At 62.8% G+C, this 15,803-nt stretch carries 13 protein-coding genes and 1 pseudogene; 8 read left to right on the top strand and 6 right to left on the bottom strand.

Features of this window, described 5'->3' with window-relative positions; all coding sequences use genetic code 11:
• Positions 1-209: 209 nt before the first annotated feature.
• Genes ACGLHR_RS38860 through ACGLHR_RS38850 form a run of 3 tightly spaced genes read right to left on the bottom strand, consistent with a single transcriptional unit; the run spans position 210 to position 5,941 of the window.
• Positions 210-3,284: an efflux RND transporter permease subunit gene (locus ACGLHR_RS38860; RefSeq protein WP_400100806.1), complete on the bottom strand. Its 3,075-nt coding sequence runs from the start codon at positions 3,282-3,284 to the stop codon at positions 210-212.
• A gap of 9 nt (positions 3,285-3,293) precedes the next feature.
• A complete protein-coding gene (locus ACGLHR_RS38855) occupies positions 3,294-4,433 on the bottom strand; it encodes an efflux RND transporter periplasmic adaptor subunit (protein ID WP_400100804.1) in 1,140 nt (379 codons plus the stop codon).
• The gene (locus ACGLHR_RS38850; protein WP_400100802.1) at positions 4,430-5,941 is read right to left on the bottom strand and encodes an efflux transporter outer membrane subunit; all 1,512 of its coding nucleotides are present in this window, start codon (positions 5,939-5,941) and stop codon (positions 4,430-4,432) included. The genes ACGLHR_RS38855 and ACGLHR_RS38850 overlap by 4 nt, the downstream gene beginning before the upstream one ends.
• 826 nt (positions 5,942-6,767) lie before the next feature.
• Here ACGLHR_RS38850 and ACGLHR_RS38845 point away from each other — a divergent pair.
• Positions 6,768-6,853, top strand: a pseudogene (locus ACGLHR_RS38845) (dioxygenase); the annotation flags it as partial.
• A 64-nt stretch (positions 6,854-6,917) separates the two neighbouring features.
• Here the strand turns inward: ACGLHR_RS38845 and ACGLHR_RS38840 are convergent.
• The gene (locus tag ACGLHR_RS38840) at positions 6,918-7,382 is read right to left on the bottom strand and encodes an aminoacyl-tRNA deacylase (protein WP_400100800.1); all 465 of its coding nucleotides are present in this window, start codon (positions 7,380-7,382) and stop codon (positions 6,918-6,920) included.
• Positions 7,383-7,654: 272 nt separating this feature from the next.
• On the opposite strand from ACGLHR_RS38840, the gene katG reads away from it, so the two are divergent.
• From katG to ACGLHR_RS38810, 6 genes are all read left to right on the top strand, one after another.
• Positions 7,655-9,910 carry a catalase/peroxidase HPI gene (gene katG, locus ACGLHR_RS38835; protein WP_400100798.1) on the top strand — a complete coding sequence of 752 codons (2,256 nt, stop codon included), beginning with the start codon at positions 7,655-7,657 and terminating at the stop codon, positions 9,908-9,910.
• A gap of 137 nt (positions 9,911-10,047) precedes the next feature.
• A complete protein-coding gene (locus ACGLHR_RS38830) occupies positions 10,048-10,431 on the top strand; it encodes a hypothetical protein (protein WP_400100796.1) in 384 nt (127 codons plus the stop codon).
• A 34-nt stretch (positions 10,432-10,465) separates the two neighbouring features.
• Positions 10,466-11,293 carry a creatininase family protein gene (locus tag ACGLHR_RS38825; protein WP_318233747.1) on the top strand — a complete coding sequence of 276 codons (828 nt, stop codon included), beginning with the start codon at positions 10,466-10,468 and terminating at the stop codon, positions 11,291-11,293.
• A 52-nt stretch (positions 11,294-11,345) separates the two neighbouring features.
• A complete protein-coding gene (locus ACGLHR_RS38820; protein ID WP_400100794.1) occupies positions 11,346-12,656 on the top strand; it encodes a hypothetical protein in 1,311 nt (436 codons plus the stop codon).
• 195 nt (positions 12,657-12,851) lie between these two features.
• Positions 12,852-13,139: a GYD domain-containing protein gene (locus ACGLHR_RS38815; protein WP_006161436.1), complete on the top strand. Its 288-nt coding sequence runs from the start codon at positions 12,852-12,854 to the stop codon at positions 13,137-13,139.
• A 489-nt stretch (positions 13,140-13,628) separates the two neighbouring features.
• A complete protein-coding gene (locus ACGLHR_RS38810) occupies positions 13,629-14,066 on the top strand; it encodes a universal stress protein (RefSeq protein ID WP_267602543.1) in 438 nt (145 codons plus the stop codon).
• Between the two features lie 257 nt (positions 14,067-14,323).
• On the opposite strand, the gene ACGLHR_RS38805 is transcribed toward ACGLHR_RS38810, so the two are convergent.
• Both ACGLHR_RS38805 and ACGLHR_RS38800 read right to left on the bottom strand, forming a co-directional pair.
• Complete coding sequence (locus ACGLHR_RS38805; protein ID WP_318233750.1) at positions 14,324-14,704, bottom strand: Hsp20/alpha crystallin family protein; 381 nt, start codon at positions 14,702-14,704, stop codon at positions 14,324-14,326.
• A gap of 18 nt (positions 14,705-14,722) precedes the next feature.
• Positions 14,723-15,157, bottom strand: coding sequence for an Hsp20/alpha crystallin family protein (locus ACGLHR_RS38800; protein WP_400100823.1), 435 nt, complete (start codon positions 15,155-15,157; stop codon positions 14,723-14,725).
• 160 nt (positions 15,158-15,317) lie between these two features.
• Here ACGLHR_RS38800 and ACGLHR_RS38795 point away from each other — a divergent pair.
• The coding region (locus tag ACGLHR_RS38795) for a DnaJ domain-containing protein (RefSeq protein WP_400100791.1) at positions 15,318-15,803 on the top strand (486 nt) is incomplete at its 3' end.

Genomic DNA, 15,803 nt, shown 5'->3' with positions numbered 1-15,803 from the left:
ACCCGGCCTGGTAGGCGCCCAGCGCGCCCCCTGCAGGACGAACACCACCTGCTGGTCGATGGGCCGTGCGAAGGAGCCGGAAGCGCCTGGCCGGTCCGCGGCGGACGGTGTCTTGGTATCCATGGCTTGCCGATTTGCGGTTATGGAATCGGCCACGATCATTTCCCCTCGCCCAGCGCGGCGTACCACGACTGCGGCCCCTAAATCCGTCATGCCGGTGGGGGTGCGGAGGCCTGGGGCACAGGCTGTTCCCTTGAACGCTGGTGATCCGTGGCCAGGAACATATACATCGCCGGCACCACGAACAGCGTGAACAGGGTGCCAATAGACAGGCCAGTGAAGATCACCAGTCCCATCGCGTATCTCCCTGCCGCGCCTGCGCCGGAAGCGAACACCAGCGGGACCACGCCGAGCACCATGGCGGCGGTGGTCATCAGGATGGGCCGCAGCCGCACGGCGGCGGCCTGCTCAAGCGCCTCGCGCTTGGCGCGGCCTGCACGTTGCAGTTCGTTGGCGAACTGCACGATGAGGATGCCGTGTTTGCTGATCAGCCCCATCAGCGTCACCAAGCCCACCTGGGTGTAGATATTTAGCGTCGAGAGCCCGAGGTTGATGAAGATCAGCGCGCCGAACAGCGCCATCGGCACCGAGACGAGAATCACCACCGGATCGCGGAAGCTTTCGAACTGCGCTGCCAGGACCAGGAATACGATGATGGTGGCGAACATCAGCGTGATCACGAAACCGCCGGATTCCTGCGCGTACTGGCGTGACGGGCCCGCGTAGTCGACCGAGTAGCCGCTTGGCGCGACCTGGCCGGTCATCTCGCGCAGGGCATTCAGCACGTCGCCTTCGGCCGCTCCCTGCACCGGCACGCCGGAGATGGTCGCGGAATTGAGCTGCTGGAAATGGTTGATCGATTCCGGCACCACGCTGGCTTCGAGACGGGCCACGGTGGCAGCCGGCACCACGCTGCCATTGGGCGTGCTCAGGTAGTAGTTCAGGATCTGCGAGGGATTGAGCCGGTCCACCTGCAGCACCTGGGGAATCACCTTGTAGGAGCGGCCCGCGATGGAGAAGTAATTGACATAATTGCCGCCCAGCGCGGCGCCAAGCGTGGCGCCCACGTTCGACTGGTTCAGGCCGAGCGAGGCCACCTTGTCGCGGTCGACGATCAGCGTGCTCTGCGGCTTGTCGAGCTTGAGGTCGCTATCCACGAAGAAGAACATGCCGCTGGCGCGCGCCTTGTCCAGCACCGCCTGCGACACCTCGTTCAGGTTCTGGAAGGGCTCGGTGGTGTTGATGACGAATTGCACCGGCAGCCCTTGCGCGCCGGGCAGGGGCGGAAACTGGAAGGCCGCCACCTGCGCGCCGGCGATACCGTTCCATTTCTGTTGCAGTTCCTGCTGCAGTTGCAGCGCGCTCCTGCCGCGCTGGTCCCACGGCTTGAGCAGCACGCCGCCGATGCCTTGGTTGAGCGTGGGCGTACCGGTCAACTGGAACATCTGCGCGTACTCGGGGATGCCTTTCGACAGATCGAACAACTGATCGGCATAGGTCTGCATCTGCTGGATGGTCGCGTTTGGCGGCCCTTGCAGGTGCGCCAGCACGATGCCCTGGTCTTCCGGCGGCGCCAGTTCGGATTTCGAGGTCATGAACAGGTACACGGTGCCGGCCAGCAGCAGTGCTCCCATCACGACCAGCACCACCCAAGTTTCCAGCAGGCTGTGCAGCTGGCGCTGGTAGGCGTGGTGTACACGGTCGAACTGCCGGTCGATAAAGCGCACGAAGCGTCCCGATTCCTGATCCGCGCGGAAGAAGCGCGCGCACATCATCGGCGACAAGGTGAGTGCGACCACGCCCGATACGGCCACCGCGCCCGCCAGGGTGAAAGCGAATTCGGTAAACAGGGCGCCGGTCAGGCCGCTCTGGAAGCCGATCGGCACATAGACCGCCACCAGCACCACGGTCATTGCCAGGATCGGGCCGCCGAGCTCGCGCGCGGCCATCAGCGCGGCCTCCAGCGGCGGCTTGCCTTCTTCCTTCATATGCCGGTCGACGTTCTCCACCACGATGATGGCGTCGTCGACCACCAGCCCGATCGCCAGCACCAGCGCCAGCAACGTGAGCAGGTTGATCGAATAGCCTAGCGCCAGCATCACGAAGAAGGCGCCGATCAGCGACAGCGGCATGGCGATCACGGGAATGATCACCGCGCGCAGGCTGCCGAGAAAGAGGAAGATCACCACGGTGACGATCAGCAGCGCCTCGGCCAGTGTCTTGACGACCTCCCTGATCGAGGTGTTGACGAACTCCGTGGCGTCGTAGACGATCTTGCCCGTCAGCCCGGTCGGCAGCTGCGCCTGCATCGCCGGGAACACCTCGCGCACGCGCCTGGCCACGTCGAGCACATTGGCCTCCGGCGCGGTCTTGATGCCGATGAAGACCGAGCGCTTGCCGCTGAAGGCTACGCTGAAGTCGTAGTTGTCCGCCCCAAGCACCACGTTGGCCACATCCTGCAGCCGCACCAGTGCGCCATTGCGCGATTTGACCACCAGTTGCCTGAACTCGTCGAGGCTGTGCAGGTCGGTGTTGGACGTGATGGCAACGCTTACCATCTGACCCTTGGTGTTACCCAGCGCTGCCAGGTAGTTGTTGTTGCCGAGCGCGGTATAGACGTCGGCGGCCGTGACCCCGTACGCGGCCAGCCGCTGCGGGTCGAGCCAGGCGCGCAGGGCGAACTGGCGGCCGCCGAGGATTTCGGCGGTCTGCACGCCTTCCACGGAATCCAGCTTGGGCTTGACCACGCGCAGCAGGTAGTCGGTGACACTGTTGCCGGGCAGCACGTCGCTGTAAAAGCCCATGTACATGGTGTCGGTGGTCTGCCCGACCTGCACCGTGATGACGGGCTGCTGGGCCTGCGGCGGCAACTGGTTGCGCACCGAGCTGATCTGCGTGTTGATCTGGGTCAGGGCGCGGTTGGCGTCATAGTTCAGGCGCAGCGTGGCGGTGATGACCGACACGCCGCTGGTGCTGGCCGACGACATATAGTCGATCCCCTGCGCCTGGGCGATCGCGGTTTCCAGCGGCTGGGTGATGAAGCCCGCCACGGTGTCCGCATTGGCGCCGAAATAGGCCGTGGTGATCGTCACCACGGCGTTTTCGGTGAGGGGGTACTGGCTGACGGGCAGGCTGCTCAGCGAGCGCAGGCCGAGCACCAGGATCAGCAGGCTGACCACCGTGGCCAGCACCGGCCGCCTGATAAAGATGTCAGTGAAGTTCATGGCGGCCGCTCACTGTTCCTGAGGCGACGGATTGGGCAGATCCGCTGGCTGGACCGTGTTGTCGACCACCAGCCGCGTGCCGTTCTTGAGCTTGAGCTGGCCGCTGGACACCACCTGGGTGCCTTCCTCCAGCCCCTTCTCGATCGACACCTGGTCGCCGCGCGTCGGGCCTGTGGTGACGAACACCTGCCGCGCCACCGGCAGCGGCTTGCCTGTCTCGCCGGGCTTGGCCGCTGGAGCCGGTTCGACGACGAAGACCGTCGCGCCGTATGGGTTGTAGGTGATGGCGGTCTGCGGCAGCGTCAGGCGGCGCTGGGGCGTGCCGACGTCGATCTTCACGCTCACGTACATGCCCGGCAGCAGCTTGTTTTCCTGGTTGTCGATGCGGGCTTCCACCTGCACGTTGCGCGTTGCCGTATCCACTTTCGGGTTGATCGATGTAATCCTGCCCTTGAACATCCTGCCGCCGTAGGCATTGCTCTCGGCTGCCACAGGCAAGCCGGCCGCGAGCTGGCCGATGTCCTGCTGGGGCAGGGTGAAGTCGGCATAGATCGGATCGATGGCCTGCAGGGTCACGATGGCGTCGCCGGGGTTCACGTACTGGCCGGGGTTAAGGGTGGTGATGCCCAGCCGGCCGGCGAAAGGCGCGCGGATGGTCTTTTTTTCGACGATGGCGGCCTGCTGCGACACCTGGGCCCGCTTGCTCTTGAGGTCGGCGGCGTCGGCGTCGAGCGTGGCCTTGGCGATCACCTTGATGTCGTATTGCGCCTTGTCGCGCGTGTAGACGGTCTGTGCCAGTTCGGCTGCGGCCTGCAAGGCCTGGAGTTGCGCGATGTCGGCGTCTGCGTTGAGCTGCACCAGGACCTGGCGGGCCCGCGCCTCGCCGCCGGACGTGAAGCGGACCTCGCGCACCAGGCCGGCAATTTCAGTGGTGACGTCCACCCCGCGCACGGCGCGCAGGCTCCCCACCGCGGCCAGTTGCGGCTGCCACACCTGGTAGGCGGCGCGCACGGCGCTGACGGTGGCCGGCGGCGCGGCATTGCCCGCCATGAATTTCTTGAACATCATTCCCTTGAACAGATTGAAGCCGAACAACGCGGCCAGCAGCAGGCCCACGCAGACCAGCATGATGACCATGCGCTTCTTCATTGCCTGTTCTCCACGGGTACCACGGTCTCTGCCCGGGGCGTGGCCACTGGCGGCTTGACCTCCGGCGGTTGCGGCGCGTTCCACCAGCCCCCGCCGGTCGCCTGGTACAGCGCAGCGGTATCGGCGAAGCGTGCCGCCTGCGCCTGCACCAGGCTGAGCACGGTCTGCTGGTACTGGCGCTGGGCGTCGAGTAGCGAGAGATAGCTCACCGCGCCCAGGCGGTATTGCTGCTGGCTCAGCAACAGGGAATCGCGCGCGGCGGTGGCGGCCTCGGCTTGCGCCGCCAGCGCGCGTGCATCGTTATCCAGTGCGCGCAGCGTATCGGCCACATTCTGGAAGGCTTGCAGCACGGTCTGCTGGTACTGCGCGCCCGCCTGATCGTAGGCGGCCACGGCCGCGCGCCGCTGCGCATTCAACTGGCCGCCATGAAAAACCGGCTGCAGCAGGCCGGCACCGAGGCTCCACACCGTATTGGCCGCATTGAAGGCGCCACCGGGCGTCAGTGCTTGCGTGCCATAGCTGCCGGTCAGGGTGAGCTTCGGGAACATCGCGGCGGTCGCCACGCCAACCCGGGCGCTAGCCTGGTGCAGCAGGGCTTCGGCCGCCAGGATGTCGGGGCGTTGCCGCACCAGCGCGGAGGGCAGGCTGACCGGCAGCGTTTGCGGCAAGGAGAAATCAGCCAGCCGGAATAGCGGCAGGGTGGCATCGCTGGGGGGCTTGCCCGCCAGGACCGCGATCAGGTGGCGGGTCTGCTCGAGCGCCTGCTGCAGCGGCGGGAGGGTCGCGCGCGTCTGCGCCAGCGTGGTGCGCTGCGCCAGCACCGCGGCCTGGTTCACGCCGCCCAGTTCGAACTGGCGCGTGAGCAGATCCAACTGCTGTTCCTGGTCCGCCACGATCTGCCCCGTAGCCTCGATCTGGGCGCGCAGCGACGCCTCCCTGACGCTTGCCGTCACGAGATTGGCTGTCAGCGTCAGATAAGCCGCCTGCCACTGATACTGCTGGTACCCGATAAGCGCCCGCAATGCCTCCAGTTCGCGCCGCGCGCCGCCAAAGACATCGAGCGTGTAAGCGACATTGACCGAGGCATTGTAGAGACTGAACTCCGGGCTCAGCCCCGGCTGGCCGATGGCCAGCCCCGAGACCTTCTCGCGCGACGCCCCCAGTTGCGCATCCACGGCGGGAAGCAGGGCCCCGCCCACTTCGGCGTTGTAGTTTTCGCGGGCCTGCCGCAGGGCTGCCTGGGCGGCGGCCAGGTTGGGGCTGTTGGCCAGCGCCTCGCGAATCAATGTATCGAGTGGCGCACAGTGGAACAGCGACCACCATTCGCCGGGGATATCCTGCACCGTGACGAAACGCTGCGCTGCCCCGGCGCTCCCAGGTATGCCGGGCGTGGATGCCGTCTGCCCGGGCAGTGGCTCCGCTGTGAAGTGGTCGCCGCCTGGCGGCTCGGGCGAATGGTAATCCGGGCCCACGGCGCATGCAGCCAATAGAGTGACGACGCACGCCATCACTACTCGTGGGGCGCGCTGCCTGGTTTGCCCACGGAGGGCATACACCAGTCCCTTAACCATGCGCATACTCCCTGGCACAGCCAGGGTGACGTCTGACTGTGAAAGCCTGCGTGCCGTCAAGACTATCCCAAATCCATTGTTGCTGTTTAGCCCGCTGCATGCGGCACCCGGCTTCAAGGGGTCATGCCAAGGTAAGACTTTATGCTCTGCAAAGCATAATTACGAATCCAGGCCACCCGTCGGCCAGGCCGGGCAGATGCTGGCGCGGCGGGGCGTGAAACACGGCATGCCGGACACGGCCCCTCCTTCGTCCATTCGGCGAGTGAGGCCTCAGCCATCACGATCTCCCCATCCAACCAGGCGGAGCCAAGGCCAAGAGTGCGTATCTCCGCCGCAATTGATTTGAAGCGTGAGGAGGTCCAGTGACGGCCATTTACTGTGAAGAGACGGACGTCGTCGCCGTCGACCCATGCCAACGATAGCCGTCGAACTTTTATAGGTATCTCGGAAGCTGCTGCGATAAGCGGAATGGTTGACCGTCAGAGCTGGAGCTGTGGATGAACTACCGTTTCCGACCCATCTCCGCCATTGGGCAATGGAGAGGTGATTGGCTGCATCGGCAAAGTTTCCGCCACTCGCTTCGCATTGTTTCAACTGCCGAGAGTCGATCGGTGTTTTCAATCAGTCGATCGGTAGATTTGTTCCGCGTTGTCGAAGTTAATGTCATTGATTCGACCGAATCAATGCGCAGGGAGAGCCAGCGTGCTAGCAAGTGGCGTCGATTTTCAGGGACGGCCGTCGGCACTGACTTTGTGCGCCGCAGCAGGTGCGCTTCGAAGGCGCGAACCCGGCGAGCAGCGAACGATGTTCTTCACCGACCCGTTCGGCAACCCGATCGAGTCGAGGTGAGGGGCTTCAAGAGCGGGGAAGAGCGATATATGCGCACTTAGCCGCGCCAACCTTGCGCGGCGCCCTACATCATCCGGTGCGCGAAATGCCCGCGCCGAGCTTCGGCCATGAGGGCGGTGAACTGCTCGGTGCTCATGTGCACCAGCTCCTCATGGTCGCCCGCTTCGAAGTAGACGTCGGGATGCGTCAGAAGGCTGTCGTCGAGCCAGGTCAGAGTGCCGTACGCCATGCCGACCGGCGGGAGCGCGCCGAGGTCGCAGTCCCTGAACACTTCGCGCGCGCCATCCCAATGCGCCAGAGACAGCTTGCGGCCGGTCTGTTCGCAGATATCCGACAGTTTCAGTTGGTGGGTGGAAGGGATCACGGCCGCGAGGTAGCCTCGGTTGTCCTCCAGCAGGACAGTCCGGGCGAGCCGGTCTCCGGGGATATACGTAGTCCGCGCAGTTGCCAGGCCGCTTGGGCGACGAACGGTTTCAAACCGGCTCTGCTTCTTGCTCAGGCATCGTGCCAGCGTGGTAGCCATGGTCATGATTGCAACCTCCGAGCGCTGATCGCTACAGCTATCTTCAGTATAGGAACTATAGGTCAAGCACTGGGCGGCAATCGGTGCGGCTAACCCCAGCTCGGTTGCGGGTGGCCAATAGCGGTCCGCTATTGAAGCGATTGCAAACATTACATATTGTTGACGAACGCTTTCAACTATATTTTGTGTGCGGCAGGCCTGCCGACGCAGGTCCCGCGTGGAAGCGTTGACGCAGAAATACTAGAACTAACGTTTGGTACGCCCCCGAAGGAGAGAGCATGTCTAACGAAAAGTGCCCCTTCAACCATGCCGCCGGTGGCGGCACCACCAACCTGGACTGGTGGCCGAAGCAGTTGCGGCTAGAGTTGCTCAGCCAGCACTCCGACAAGTCTAATCCATTGGACAAAAGCTTTAACTATGCCGAGGCTTTCAAGAGCCTCGACCTCGCCGCGGTCAAGAAGGACCTCGCGGCGCTGATGACTGACTCGCAGGACTGGTGGCCGGCGGACTTCGGCCACTACGGTGGTTTGTTTATCCGCATGGCCTGGCACAGCGCCGGCACGTACCGCATCGGTGACGGCCGTGGCGGTGGCGGGCGGGGCCAGCAGCGTTTCGCACCGCTCAACAGCTGGCCGGACAATGTCAGCCTGGACAAGGCTCGCCGGCTGCTCTGGCCCATCAAGCAGAAATATGGCCAGAAGCTTTCCTGGGGCGATCTGATGATCCTCGCCGGTAACGTTGCCCTCGAAACCATGGGCTTCAAGACATTCGGCTTTGGTGGCGGCCGTGAAGACACCTGGGAACCGGACCAGGACGTCTATTGGGGGATTGAAAAGACCTGGCTGGGCGGCGACGTCCGTTATGGCAAGGGCGCCGCCGGCAAGGACGACAACGAAGGCGTGATCGTGGCCGACGAGGAATTGCACGGCGGTGAAGCCAGCCGTACCGACCCCGGTCGCAACCTCGAGAATCCCCTGGGTGCCGTGCAGATGGGCCTGATCTACGTGAATCCGGAAGGCCCCGAAGGTAATCCGGACCCGCTCGCCGCGGCGTACGACATCCGGGATACTTTCGGCCGCATGGCCATGGACGATGAGGAGACCGTCGCGCTGATTGCCGGCGGCCACACCTTCGGCAAGACGCACGGTGCCGGTCCCGCTGATCACGTAGGCGCCGAACCCGAAGCTGCCGACCTTGAAAACCAGGGTCTGGGATGGAAGAGCAGCTTCGGCACAGGGAAGGGCGCGGACACGATCACCAGCGGTCTGGAAGTCACCTGGACGACCGCGCCGACGAAGTGGGACGGTGGCTACTTCGAAAACCTGTTCGGCTATGAATACGAGCTGACCAAGAGCCCTGCAGGTGCTAACCAGTGGGTGGCCAAGAATGCCGGCGAAACGGTTCCGCACGCTTACGATCCGTCGAAGAAGCTCAAGCCGACGATGCTGACCACGGACCTGTCGCTGCGCTTCGACCCCATCTACGAGAAAATCTCGCGGCGCTTTATGGCGAACCCTCAGGAGTTTGCTGATGCATTCGCCCGTGCCTGGTTCAAGCTGACCCACCGAGACATGGGACCGCGAGCCCGCTACCTCGGCCCGGAAGTCCCGGCCGAAGAACTGCTCTGGCAAGATCCCATCCCGGCGCTAGACCATCCGCTGGTCAATGACCAGGACGTGGCGGCGCTCAAGCAGAAGCTCCTGGCATCGGGGCTGTCGGTCTCGGAGCTGGTGAAGACTGCCTGGGCATCGGCATCGACGTTCCGCGGTTCGGACAAGCGCGGCGGCGCCAACGGCGCGCGCATTCGCCTGGCTCCGCAGAAGGACTGGGCGGCCAATGAGCCGGATCAGCTGGGCAAGGTGCTGAAGACCCTTGAAGGTATCCAGAGCGAGTTCAACGGTGCCCAGTCGGGTGGCAAGAAGATCTCGATGGCCGATCTGATCGTGCTGGCGGGCAGCGCCGGTATCGAGAAGGCAGCGGAGAAGTCCGGGCAGAAGCTGACCGTACCATTCTCGCCGGGCCGCATGGATGCTTCGCAGGAAAAGACCGACGTGCAATCGGTTGGCGCCCTCGAACCGGCGGCCGATGCCTTCCGCAACTACCGCAACCCGAATGCTCGCGTTCCGGCGGAAGCAATGATGGTTGACAAGGCGCAGTTGCTGACTCTGACCGCGCCCGAAATGACGGTGCTGATCGGCGGCCTGCGCGTGCTGAACGTCCATACAGGGAAGGATGCGCACGGCGTCTTCACTGACCGCCCGGAAACGCTGACCAACGACTTCTTCCGCAACCTGCTCGACATGGACGTGGAATGGAAGGCGCTCACGCGGGATGTGTTCGAGGGACGTGACCGTAAGACGGGGCAGGTCAAGTGGACCGGATCGCGCGTTGATCTGGTGTTCGGTTCACATGCTCAGCTCCGGGCCCTGTGCGAAGTCTATGCAAGCGAGGACGGGGCGGATAAGTTCGTCAAGGACTTCGTCGCTGCCTGGGTCAAGGTGATGAACCTCGACCGCTTCGAGCTGCGTCAATAAGAGTTAAGTAAGGGGCAAATTAGGGCGCCGCACCACGTTCGGCGCCCTTCCGGGCTTGAAAAGACGTGATCGCGTGCTCCGGTTCGACACGCTAGTCGCACGGCTGGCGTCGCAATCTGGCTATAAGCATCCTGCTGATGCCGGACGAAGTGCAAGTGCTGGCCGAGTTGGCCGAGCTTGCCGACGGTCGATCAGCCATCGCTACGAATCGAGCGGTTCTGCAGAAGCGCAAGCGAGACGTCCTCGCGGTTTTCACGGGCTCCCCGCAAGAGGCCTCGGCAGCGATGACGGTCGCTTCCGGCGGACCGATGTACCAATTTGCCCACTTGCTCGACTTTCCCGTACTGGGTATCGAGTATCCTAAAGCCCTGGCCAAGCACTATGCATCAGTGCACACCGATCCGACCCTCGATGTCGACGCTTGCGGACGCGCAGGAAAACACGTGACCTCGCTGATCCTGCTTAACTCGATGCGAGTATGCCGGTCACCAGGCCGGATGAACCACCGCCTGGTTCGGTGATGGCCGATGCGAACGCCGTAGGGTCCCTTCATCCATGACAAAACATGAGCCAATGATGCGTACCATGGTTGCGTTGCTCGCTCTCTGGTTGGCCGTTCTCAGTCCCGCCGCGTGGCCCGCCGCCAATAGTGTTTATCTTGAAGAGTTGACCTCGACCGAGGTCCGCGATGCCATCCGCGCCGGCACGACGACGATCATCATCCCGGTCGGCGGCACCGAACAAAGCGGTCCGCACATGGCGCTAGGCAAGCACAATGTGCGGGTCAAGGTGCTGGCGGGCAGGATCGCCAGTTCGTTGGGCCATACACTGGTCGCGCCGGTGGTAGCTTATGTCCCCGAAGGCAGCATTACCCCGCCCGTCGGGCACATGCGCTTTGCTGGCACAATTTCGGTGCCGGACGACGCCTTTAAGAGCGTACTGGATGCCGCGGCGCGCAGCTTCAAGCAGAATGGCTTTGTCGACGTGGTGCTGATCGGTGATCACGGCGGCTACCAGGCCCAGCTCAAGGCGGTGGCGACGCGCCTGAATCACGATTGGGCGGCGACGCATGCCCGTGCCCACTTCATCGGGGACTACTACCGGGTCACGCAGACAGACTACGTGCAGGCCCTCAAAGCCAAGGGGTTGAGCGATGAACAGATCGGCGTGCATGCGGGCACGGCCGATACCTCGCTAATGATGGCCATCGACGCTACATTGGTTCGGGCAGATCAAATGGCACGCGATCCGCGCGAAGGCGCGGCCAATGGTGTCGCTGGCGATCCGCGCGCTGCCAGTGCGGCGCTGGGTCAGTTGGGTGTCGATTTGATTGTGGCGAGAACCGTAGCCTCCATTCGCGCTGCACTGGGTGCTTCGCGCTGAGCGCGCTACTTTCACTCCATGATGTGTAGACCGAGATATTGAGAGGTCAAGCATGCGCAAGATTCCCGTTGTCGTCGTTTCTGTTGCGGTCGCCGTGTCGGCGACCGCTTGGTGGATCGCAAACCGCGCCACAGCAACGCCGGCAAGCGCATCGTCGCCACCTGGAGCTTCCGTGCAGAACGACCGAGTGGCGACGGTACCCGGCATGCCGGCCGTGCCTGACCGGAACAATCTTTACAGTGAGGTGGGCGCCAACCGCATGAGTGCGGCGGTCGCCGGTGCCCTGGAGCGCGTGTACGTGCCAAACCACACGTCCAATACCGTGTCTGTGATCGATCCGGCCACGCTGAAGGTCATCGATACCTTCAAGGTGGGTATCAACCCGCAGCATGTGGTGCCCTCGTGGGACTTGCACACGCTGTGGGTAGCCAACAACGCCGAAGGTCGCCACGATGGCAGTCTGACGCCGATCGATCCCAACACCGGCAAACCGGGTCAATCGATTCGCGTGGACGACCCCTACAACATGTATTGGTCTCCGGATGGTCAATCGGCCATCGTGGTTGCCGAAGCGTACAAGCGCCTGGACTTTCGTGACCCAAGCAGCATGAAACTGCAATACTCGATTGCTACACCGCAATGCGACGGCATCAATCACGCCGATTTCTCCATCGACGGGAAGTTCGCGCTGTTTACCTGTGAGTTCGACGGGGCGGTCACTCAGATCGACCTGGTGAATCGCCGCGTGGTGGCTACCCTCAAGCTGAGCAGGTACTTCGACCGGCCGGATGTCCTCGCGCTGATCGCATCGCCCGGCAAGAAGCCCGCCAAAATCCCCGACCCGAGCCAGACTGGTGGCGAGATTTGCACCACCAAGGGCATGCCGCAAGACGTGCGGGTATCGCCGGACGGCAAGATATTCTTCGTGGCGGACATGATGGCCGACGGTGTCCATGTGGTCGACGGTGAATCGTTCAAGCAGATCGGCTTCATCGCCACCGGCATCGGCGCGCATGGCCTGTATCCCAGCCGCGATGGCAGAAGCCTGTATGTGACCAACCGTGGTACCAACAAGATCCACGGCCCGCCCGGCGGCAAAGGCAGCGTATCGGTCATTGATTTTGCGACTCGTACCGTCACCAAGACCTGGCCCATTCCGGGCGGTGGCAGCCCTGACATGGGCAACGTCAGTGCCGACGGCCAGCACTTGTGGTTGTCCGGCCGCTTCGACGATGTGGTGTACCGCTTTGACACCGCAACGGGCAGTGTCGACAAGATCAAGGTGGGTCGTGAACCGCACGGGCTGACGGTGTGGCCACAACCTGGCCGATACTCGTTGGGGCATACAGGGAACTTGCGCTAACCGGTGAGCGCGTTGCCGGCGGGAGCGTCTGCCGTCGGGCCGATACGCAAGCATCTTCGTGTCCTGCGAAGGGGAACCGCCCACGCAAACCTATAATTAGTAGTCACACGCATACGCCTCTCGGCGCAAAGGCATTGTCCCCATGCGTCAGCCCGTGCCCAACGGAGCGTCAACCGTTTTGTATGGAGGTGTTCCATGACCACCTATGTCATCCTCAGCACTTTATCTCCTGATGCGTTCAAGGAGCCCAAGGACCTGAAACAGATCGCCGCCACGGTTGCGGAAAAGATCAAGGCCGAATGCCCTGCGGTGACCTGGAAAGACAGCTTTCTCACCCTCGGTCGGTTCGATGTGGTGGACATCGTTGAATCGAATGACCTGGCGCAACTCGAAAGGGCGGCATTAATCATTCGCGCCTACGGACATGCAACCACCGAGACTCTACAAGGGACCCCGTGGAAACAGTTCATCGCAACGCTATAGCGGCCGCGGGTCGTATCTGTGCTCGCGGGAAGCGGGTTTCCTGACCGGGGCCGATCTCGCGATCACCGGCGGGCAGCGCCTGCAGTGACATCGTCCGGTCCGCGGGAATGCGCCGCCCCCCGGCTTGCTGTCGGTCGGTCGTTGGGAAGGAGCGAGGTGGCCTACCTATGCAAATTGCCACGGTCTGCCGACATCGCCTATAGTTGGCTTGGTAGTGTTGCATTCGATTTAACGTGTCTGGAAGACTTCCCGGATGCGCGTGGACGGATGAACTCCTGGCAGCACCACTTTGTGCTCGACGCGTGTTGGCGTCTAAAGCCTTGCGTGTCCGATGGCCGCCTGGTATCGGCGATGCCACCCCGTTCGTCCGGTCGGCTAGCAACAATATGCCACGATAGGAGAACTCGTCACTTTCGTCGGACGACTGTTTGACAAGTGATTTGCGGGCAGGACGCCGACGCAGACGGTCATTGCCGGGAGGAGACAGATATGTTCAAGCATCTCTTGGTGCCGACCGATGGGTCCCCGCTCTCCGAAGCCGCGATTCGGATGGCGGTGACGCTCGCTAAGGGATTTCAGGCCAGAATCACGGGATTTCACGCCATCCCGGAGTACCGCATCTTCACCCATCGGGTCGAGATGATGGAGGATACCCAGGAGCGGTTTGCGCAGATAGCCGAACAGCATGCGGAGCATTACCTGGGGATGATCGCGCAAGCCGCGAGGGAAGCGGGGGTGCCATGCGACACGATCCACGTGACAAGCGATCACCCCTATGAGGCGATCATCCGGGCCGTGGAGGAGCACAACTGCGACCTCATTGTCATGGCCTCGCACGGTCGAGCTGGCGTGCAGGGTCTGCTGATCGGCAGCGAAACCCAGAAAGTCCTGACCCATAGTACGATCCCGGTCCTCGTGTACCGCTAACCGGTGCAGCCGGACCACAAAAAGCCATGCCGAGTGCGCTGTCCTCTGATTTCGTGCGCCGCCTGGGATTCAACGCTTGTCCGCGATCGTGCCTGACTCCTGTAATTTGCCCCTGGATCAGTCTGCGTCGGATGGTGCCAGCCTTCGACCAGGTTGCTCACAAAGAACCGAAACCCTCTTTCAAGGATTCCGGTTTCATGTCAGCCCGCCTACGTGTGCGCAGCCATGGGCGATGCCCAAGGCCCGCTCGGCTTACATCACGCGACCTTGACCTCAATGCGGCTCGGTTGCGCGTATTCGGCTTTGGGGATGCGCAGCTTGAGCACGCCGTGGTTGAACTCGGCCACCACCTTCTCGGCATCTAGTTCCTTGGAGAGCGTGAACACACGCCGGTAACGCGGCAGGGAAACCTCCACGTAACTGGCTTCCATGCCCTCCGGCTGATCCAGGACGACTTCGCCCTTGATGGTCAGGATATCGCCTTCCACCTGCACGACCAGCTTGTCCTTGGGCACACCCGGCAGATCGGCGTACAGGGTGATGCCTGCGGCGTCCTCGTACACATTCACTGGCGGCATCAGGGCCGCTTCAGCGCTGCCAGCGTCGGCTTGTTTGGTGACAGCAGTATTTTCGCTCATGGCCAGATCCTCCTCGCATCACTGGATGCTGATTTGGCGCCGCTGCGCTGCTTCGAGGCGCTGGATGCTGATGTGCAGCACGCCATCACGGTACTTGGCTTCCACCGCATTGGGATTCACGTCATCCGGTAGGCTCACCACGCGACGGAAGCGGCCGGCGAAGCGTTCATCGATATGCAGGGAGGTTTGCTCGTCCTTGTCAGAGAGATCGGGCTTGCGCTCGCCGACAATGGTCAGTACGCCCTTCACCAGTTGGACGTCGATGCTGGCCGGATCGGTGCCGGGGGCAAAGGCGTAGATTTCCACCGCGTGGGGTGTGCCGCCGACATTGATGGCCGGAAAACTGACCCGACCACGAATACTGGGAGACTGCTCGAATGGCTGGTGCAGCTCGCGCTGCAGGCGTTCCAGTTCTGAGAATATGTCACGGGGAAACAGGGATCGAAACATCATGTTTGCCTCCATTCGCTTTGGCGCGGGCGCCATATTCTGACGTCTCCGGTTGGAATGGTAAGGCTTCTCCCGAGGATATCAAGCTCTTGATCTGACTGATATTCGCCGTCATTCTTTCGAGCGGAAGGGCAGCATTAGAGACGTGGAAAGGGGAACACGCATGGAATTCCAGGACTACTACAAGACGCTGGGAGTGACACGTGATGCCACCGATGAGGACATCAAGAAGGCGTTCCGCAAGCTCGCGCGCAAGTTCCATCCCGACGTTTCCAAGCAGTTGGATGCCGAAGTGCGCATGAAGGAGCTCAACGAGGCCTATGCTGTACTCTCCGACCCGGAAAAGCGCGCCGCGTATGAGCAATTGGGACGAGGCCATCAGCCCGGCCAGAAGTTCCGTCCGCCGCCGGACTGGGACACCGGCTTCGAGTTCTCCGGTCGGGGCTTCTCGCCGCAGCAAGAGGCCAATTTCAGCGACTTCTTCGCCGAGCTGTTTGGCCACATGGGGCGCAGACACCGCGGTTTCCATACACACGGTGGCAAGTCCCCGTCGCGCGGTGGGGATCACCACTCCAAGGTGCTGCTGGACCTCGGAGACACCTTCACCGGCGCCACCCGTCAGCTTTCGCTGCAGGTGCCAAGCGTGGAC

This window comes from Cupriavidus sp. CuC1, from assembly GCF_044627735.1.
Taxonomy (GTDB): domain Bacteria; phylum Pseudomonadota; class Gammaproteobacteria; order Burkholderiales; family Burkholderiaceae; genus Cupriavidus; species Cupriavidus ulmosensis.
The sequence above is the reverse complement of the archived record's forward strand: the minus strand, read 5'-3'. Positions and strand labels throughout refer to the sequence as shown.

What these genes read in the sequence shown, in the direction of transcription:
- ACGLHR_RS38860 (WP_400100806.1), bottom strand. Translation starts at nt 3,284, where the DNA reads ATGAACTTCACTGACATCTTTATCAGGCGGCCGGTGCTGGCCACGGTG.
- ACGLHR_RS38855 (WP_400100804.1), bottom strand. Translation starts at nt 4,433, where the DNA reads ATGAAGAAGCGCATGGTCATCATGCTGGTCTGCGTGGGCCTGCTGCTG.
- ACGLHR_RS38850 (WP_400100802.1), bottom strand. Translation starts at nt 5,941, where the DNA reads ATGGCGTGCGTCGTCACTCTATTGGCTGCATGCGCCGTGGGCCCGGAT.
- ACGLHR_RS38840 (WP_400100800.1), bottom strand. Translation starts at nt 7,382, where the DNA reads ATGACCATGGCTACCACGCTGGCACGATGCCTGAGCAAGAAGCAGAGC.
- katG (WP_400100798.1), top strand. Translation starts at nt 7,655, where the DNA reads ATGTCTAACGAAAAGTGCCCCTTCAACCATGCCGCCGGTGGCGGCACC.
- ACGLHR_RS38830 (WP_400100796.1), top strand. Translation starts at nt 10,048, where the DNA reads ATGCCGGACGAAGTGCAAGTGCTGGCCGAGTTGGCCGAGCTTGCCGAC.
- ACGLHR_RS38825 (WP_318233747.1), top strand. Translation starts at nt 10,466, where the DNA reads ATGACAAAACATGAGCCAATGATGCGTACCATGGTTGCGTTGCTCGCT.
- ACGLHR_RS38820 (WP_400100794.1), top strand. Translation starts at nt 11,346, where the DNA reads ATGCGCAAGATTCCCGTTGTCGTCGTTTCTGTTGCGGTCGCCGTGTCG.
- ACGLHR_RS38815 (WP_006161436.1), top strand. Translation starts at nt 12,852, where the DNA reads ATGACCACCTATGTCATCCTCAGCACTTTATCTCCTGATGCGTTCAAG.
- ACGLHR_RS38810 (WP_267602543.1), top strand. Translation starts at nt 13,629, where the DNA reads ATGTTCAAGCATCTCTTGGTGCCGACCGATGGGTCCCCGCTCTCCGAA.
- ACGLHR_RS38805 (WP_318233750.1), bottom strand. Translation starts at nt 14,704, where the DNA reads ATGAGCGAAAATACTGCTGTCACCAAACAAGCCGACGCTGGCAGCGCT.
- ACGLHR_RS38800 (WP_400100823.1), bottom strand. Translation starts at nt 15,157, where the DNA reads ATGATGTTTCGATCCCTGTTTCCCCGTGACATATTCTCAGAACTGGAA.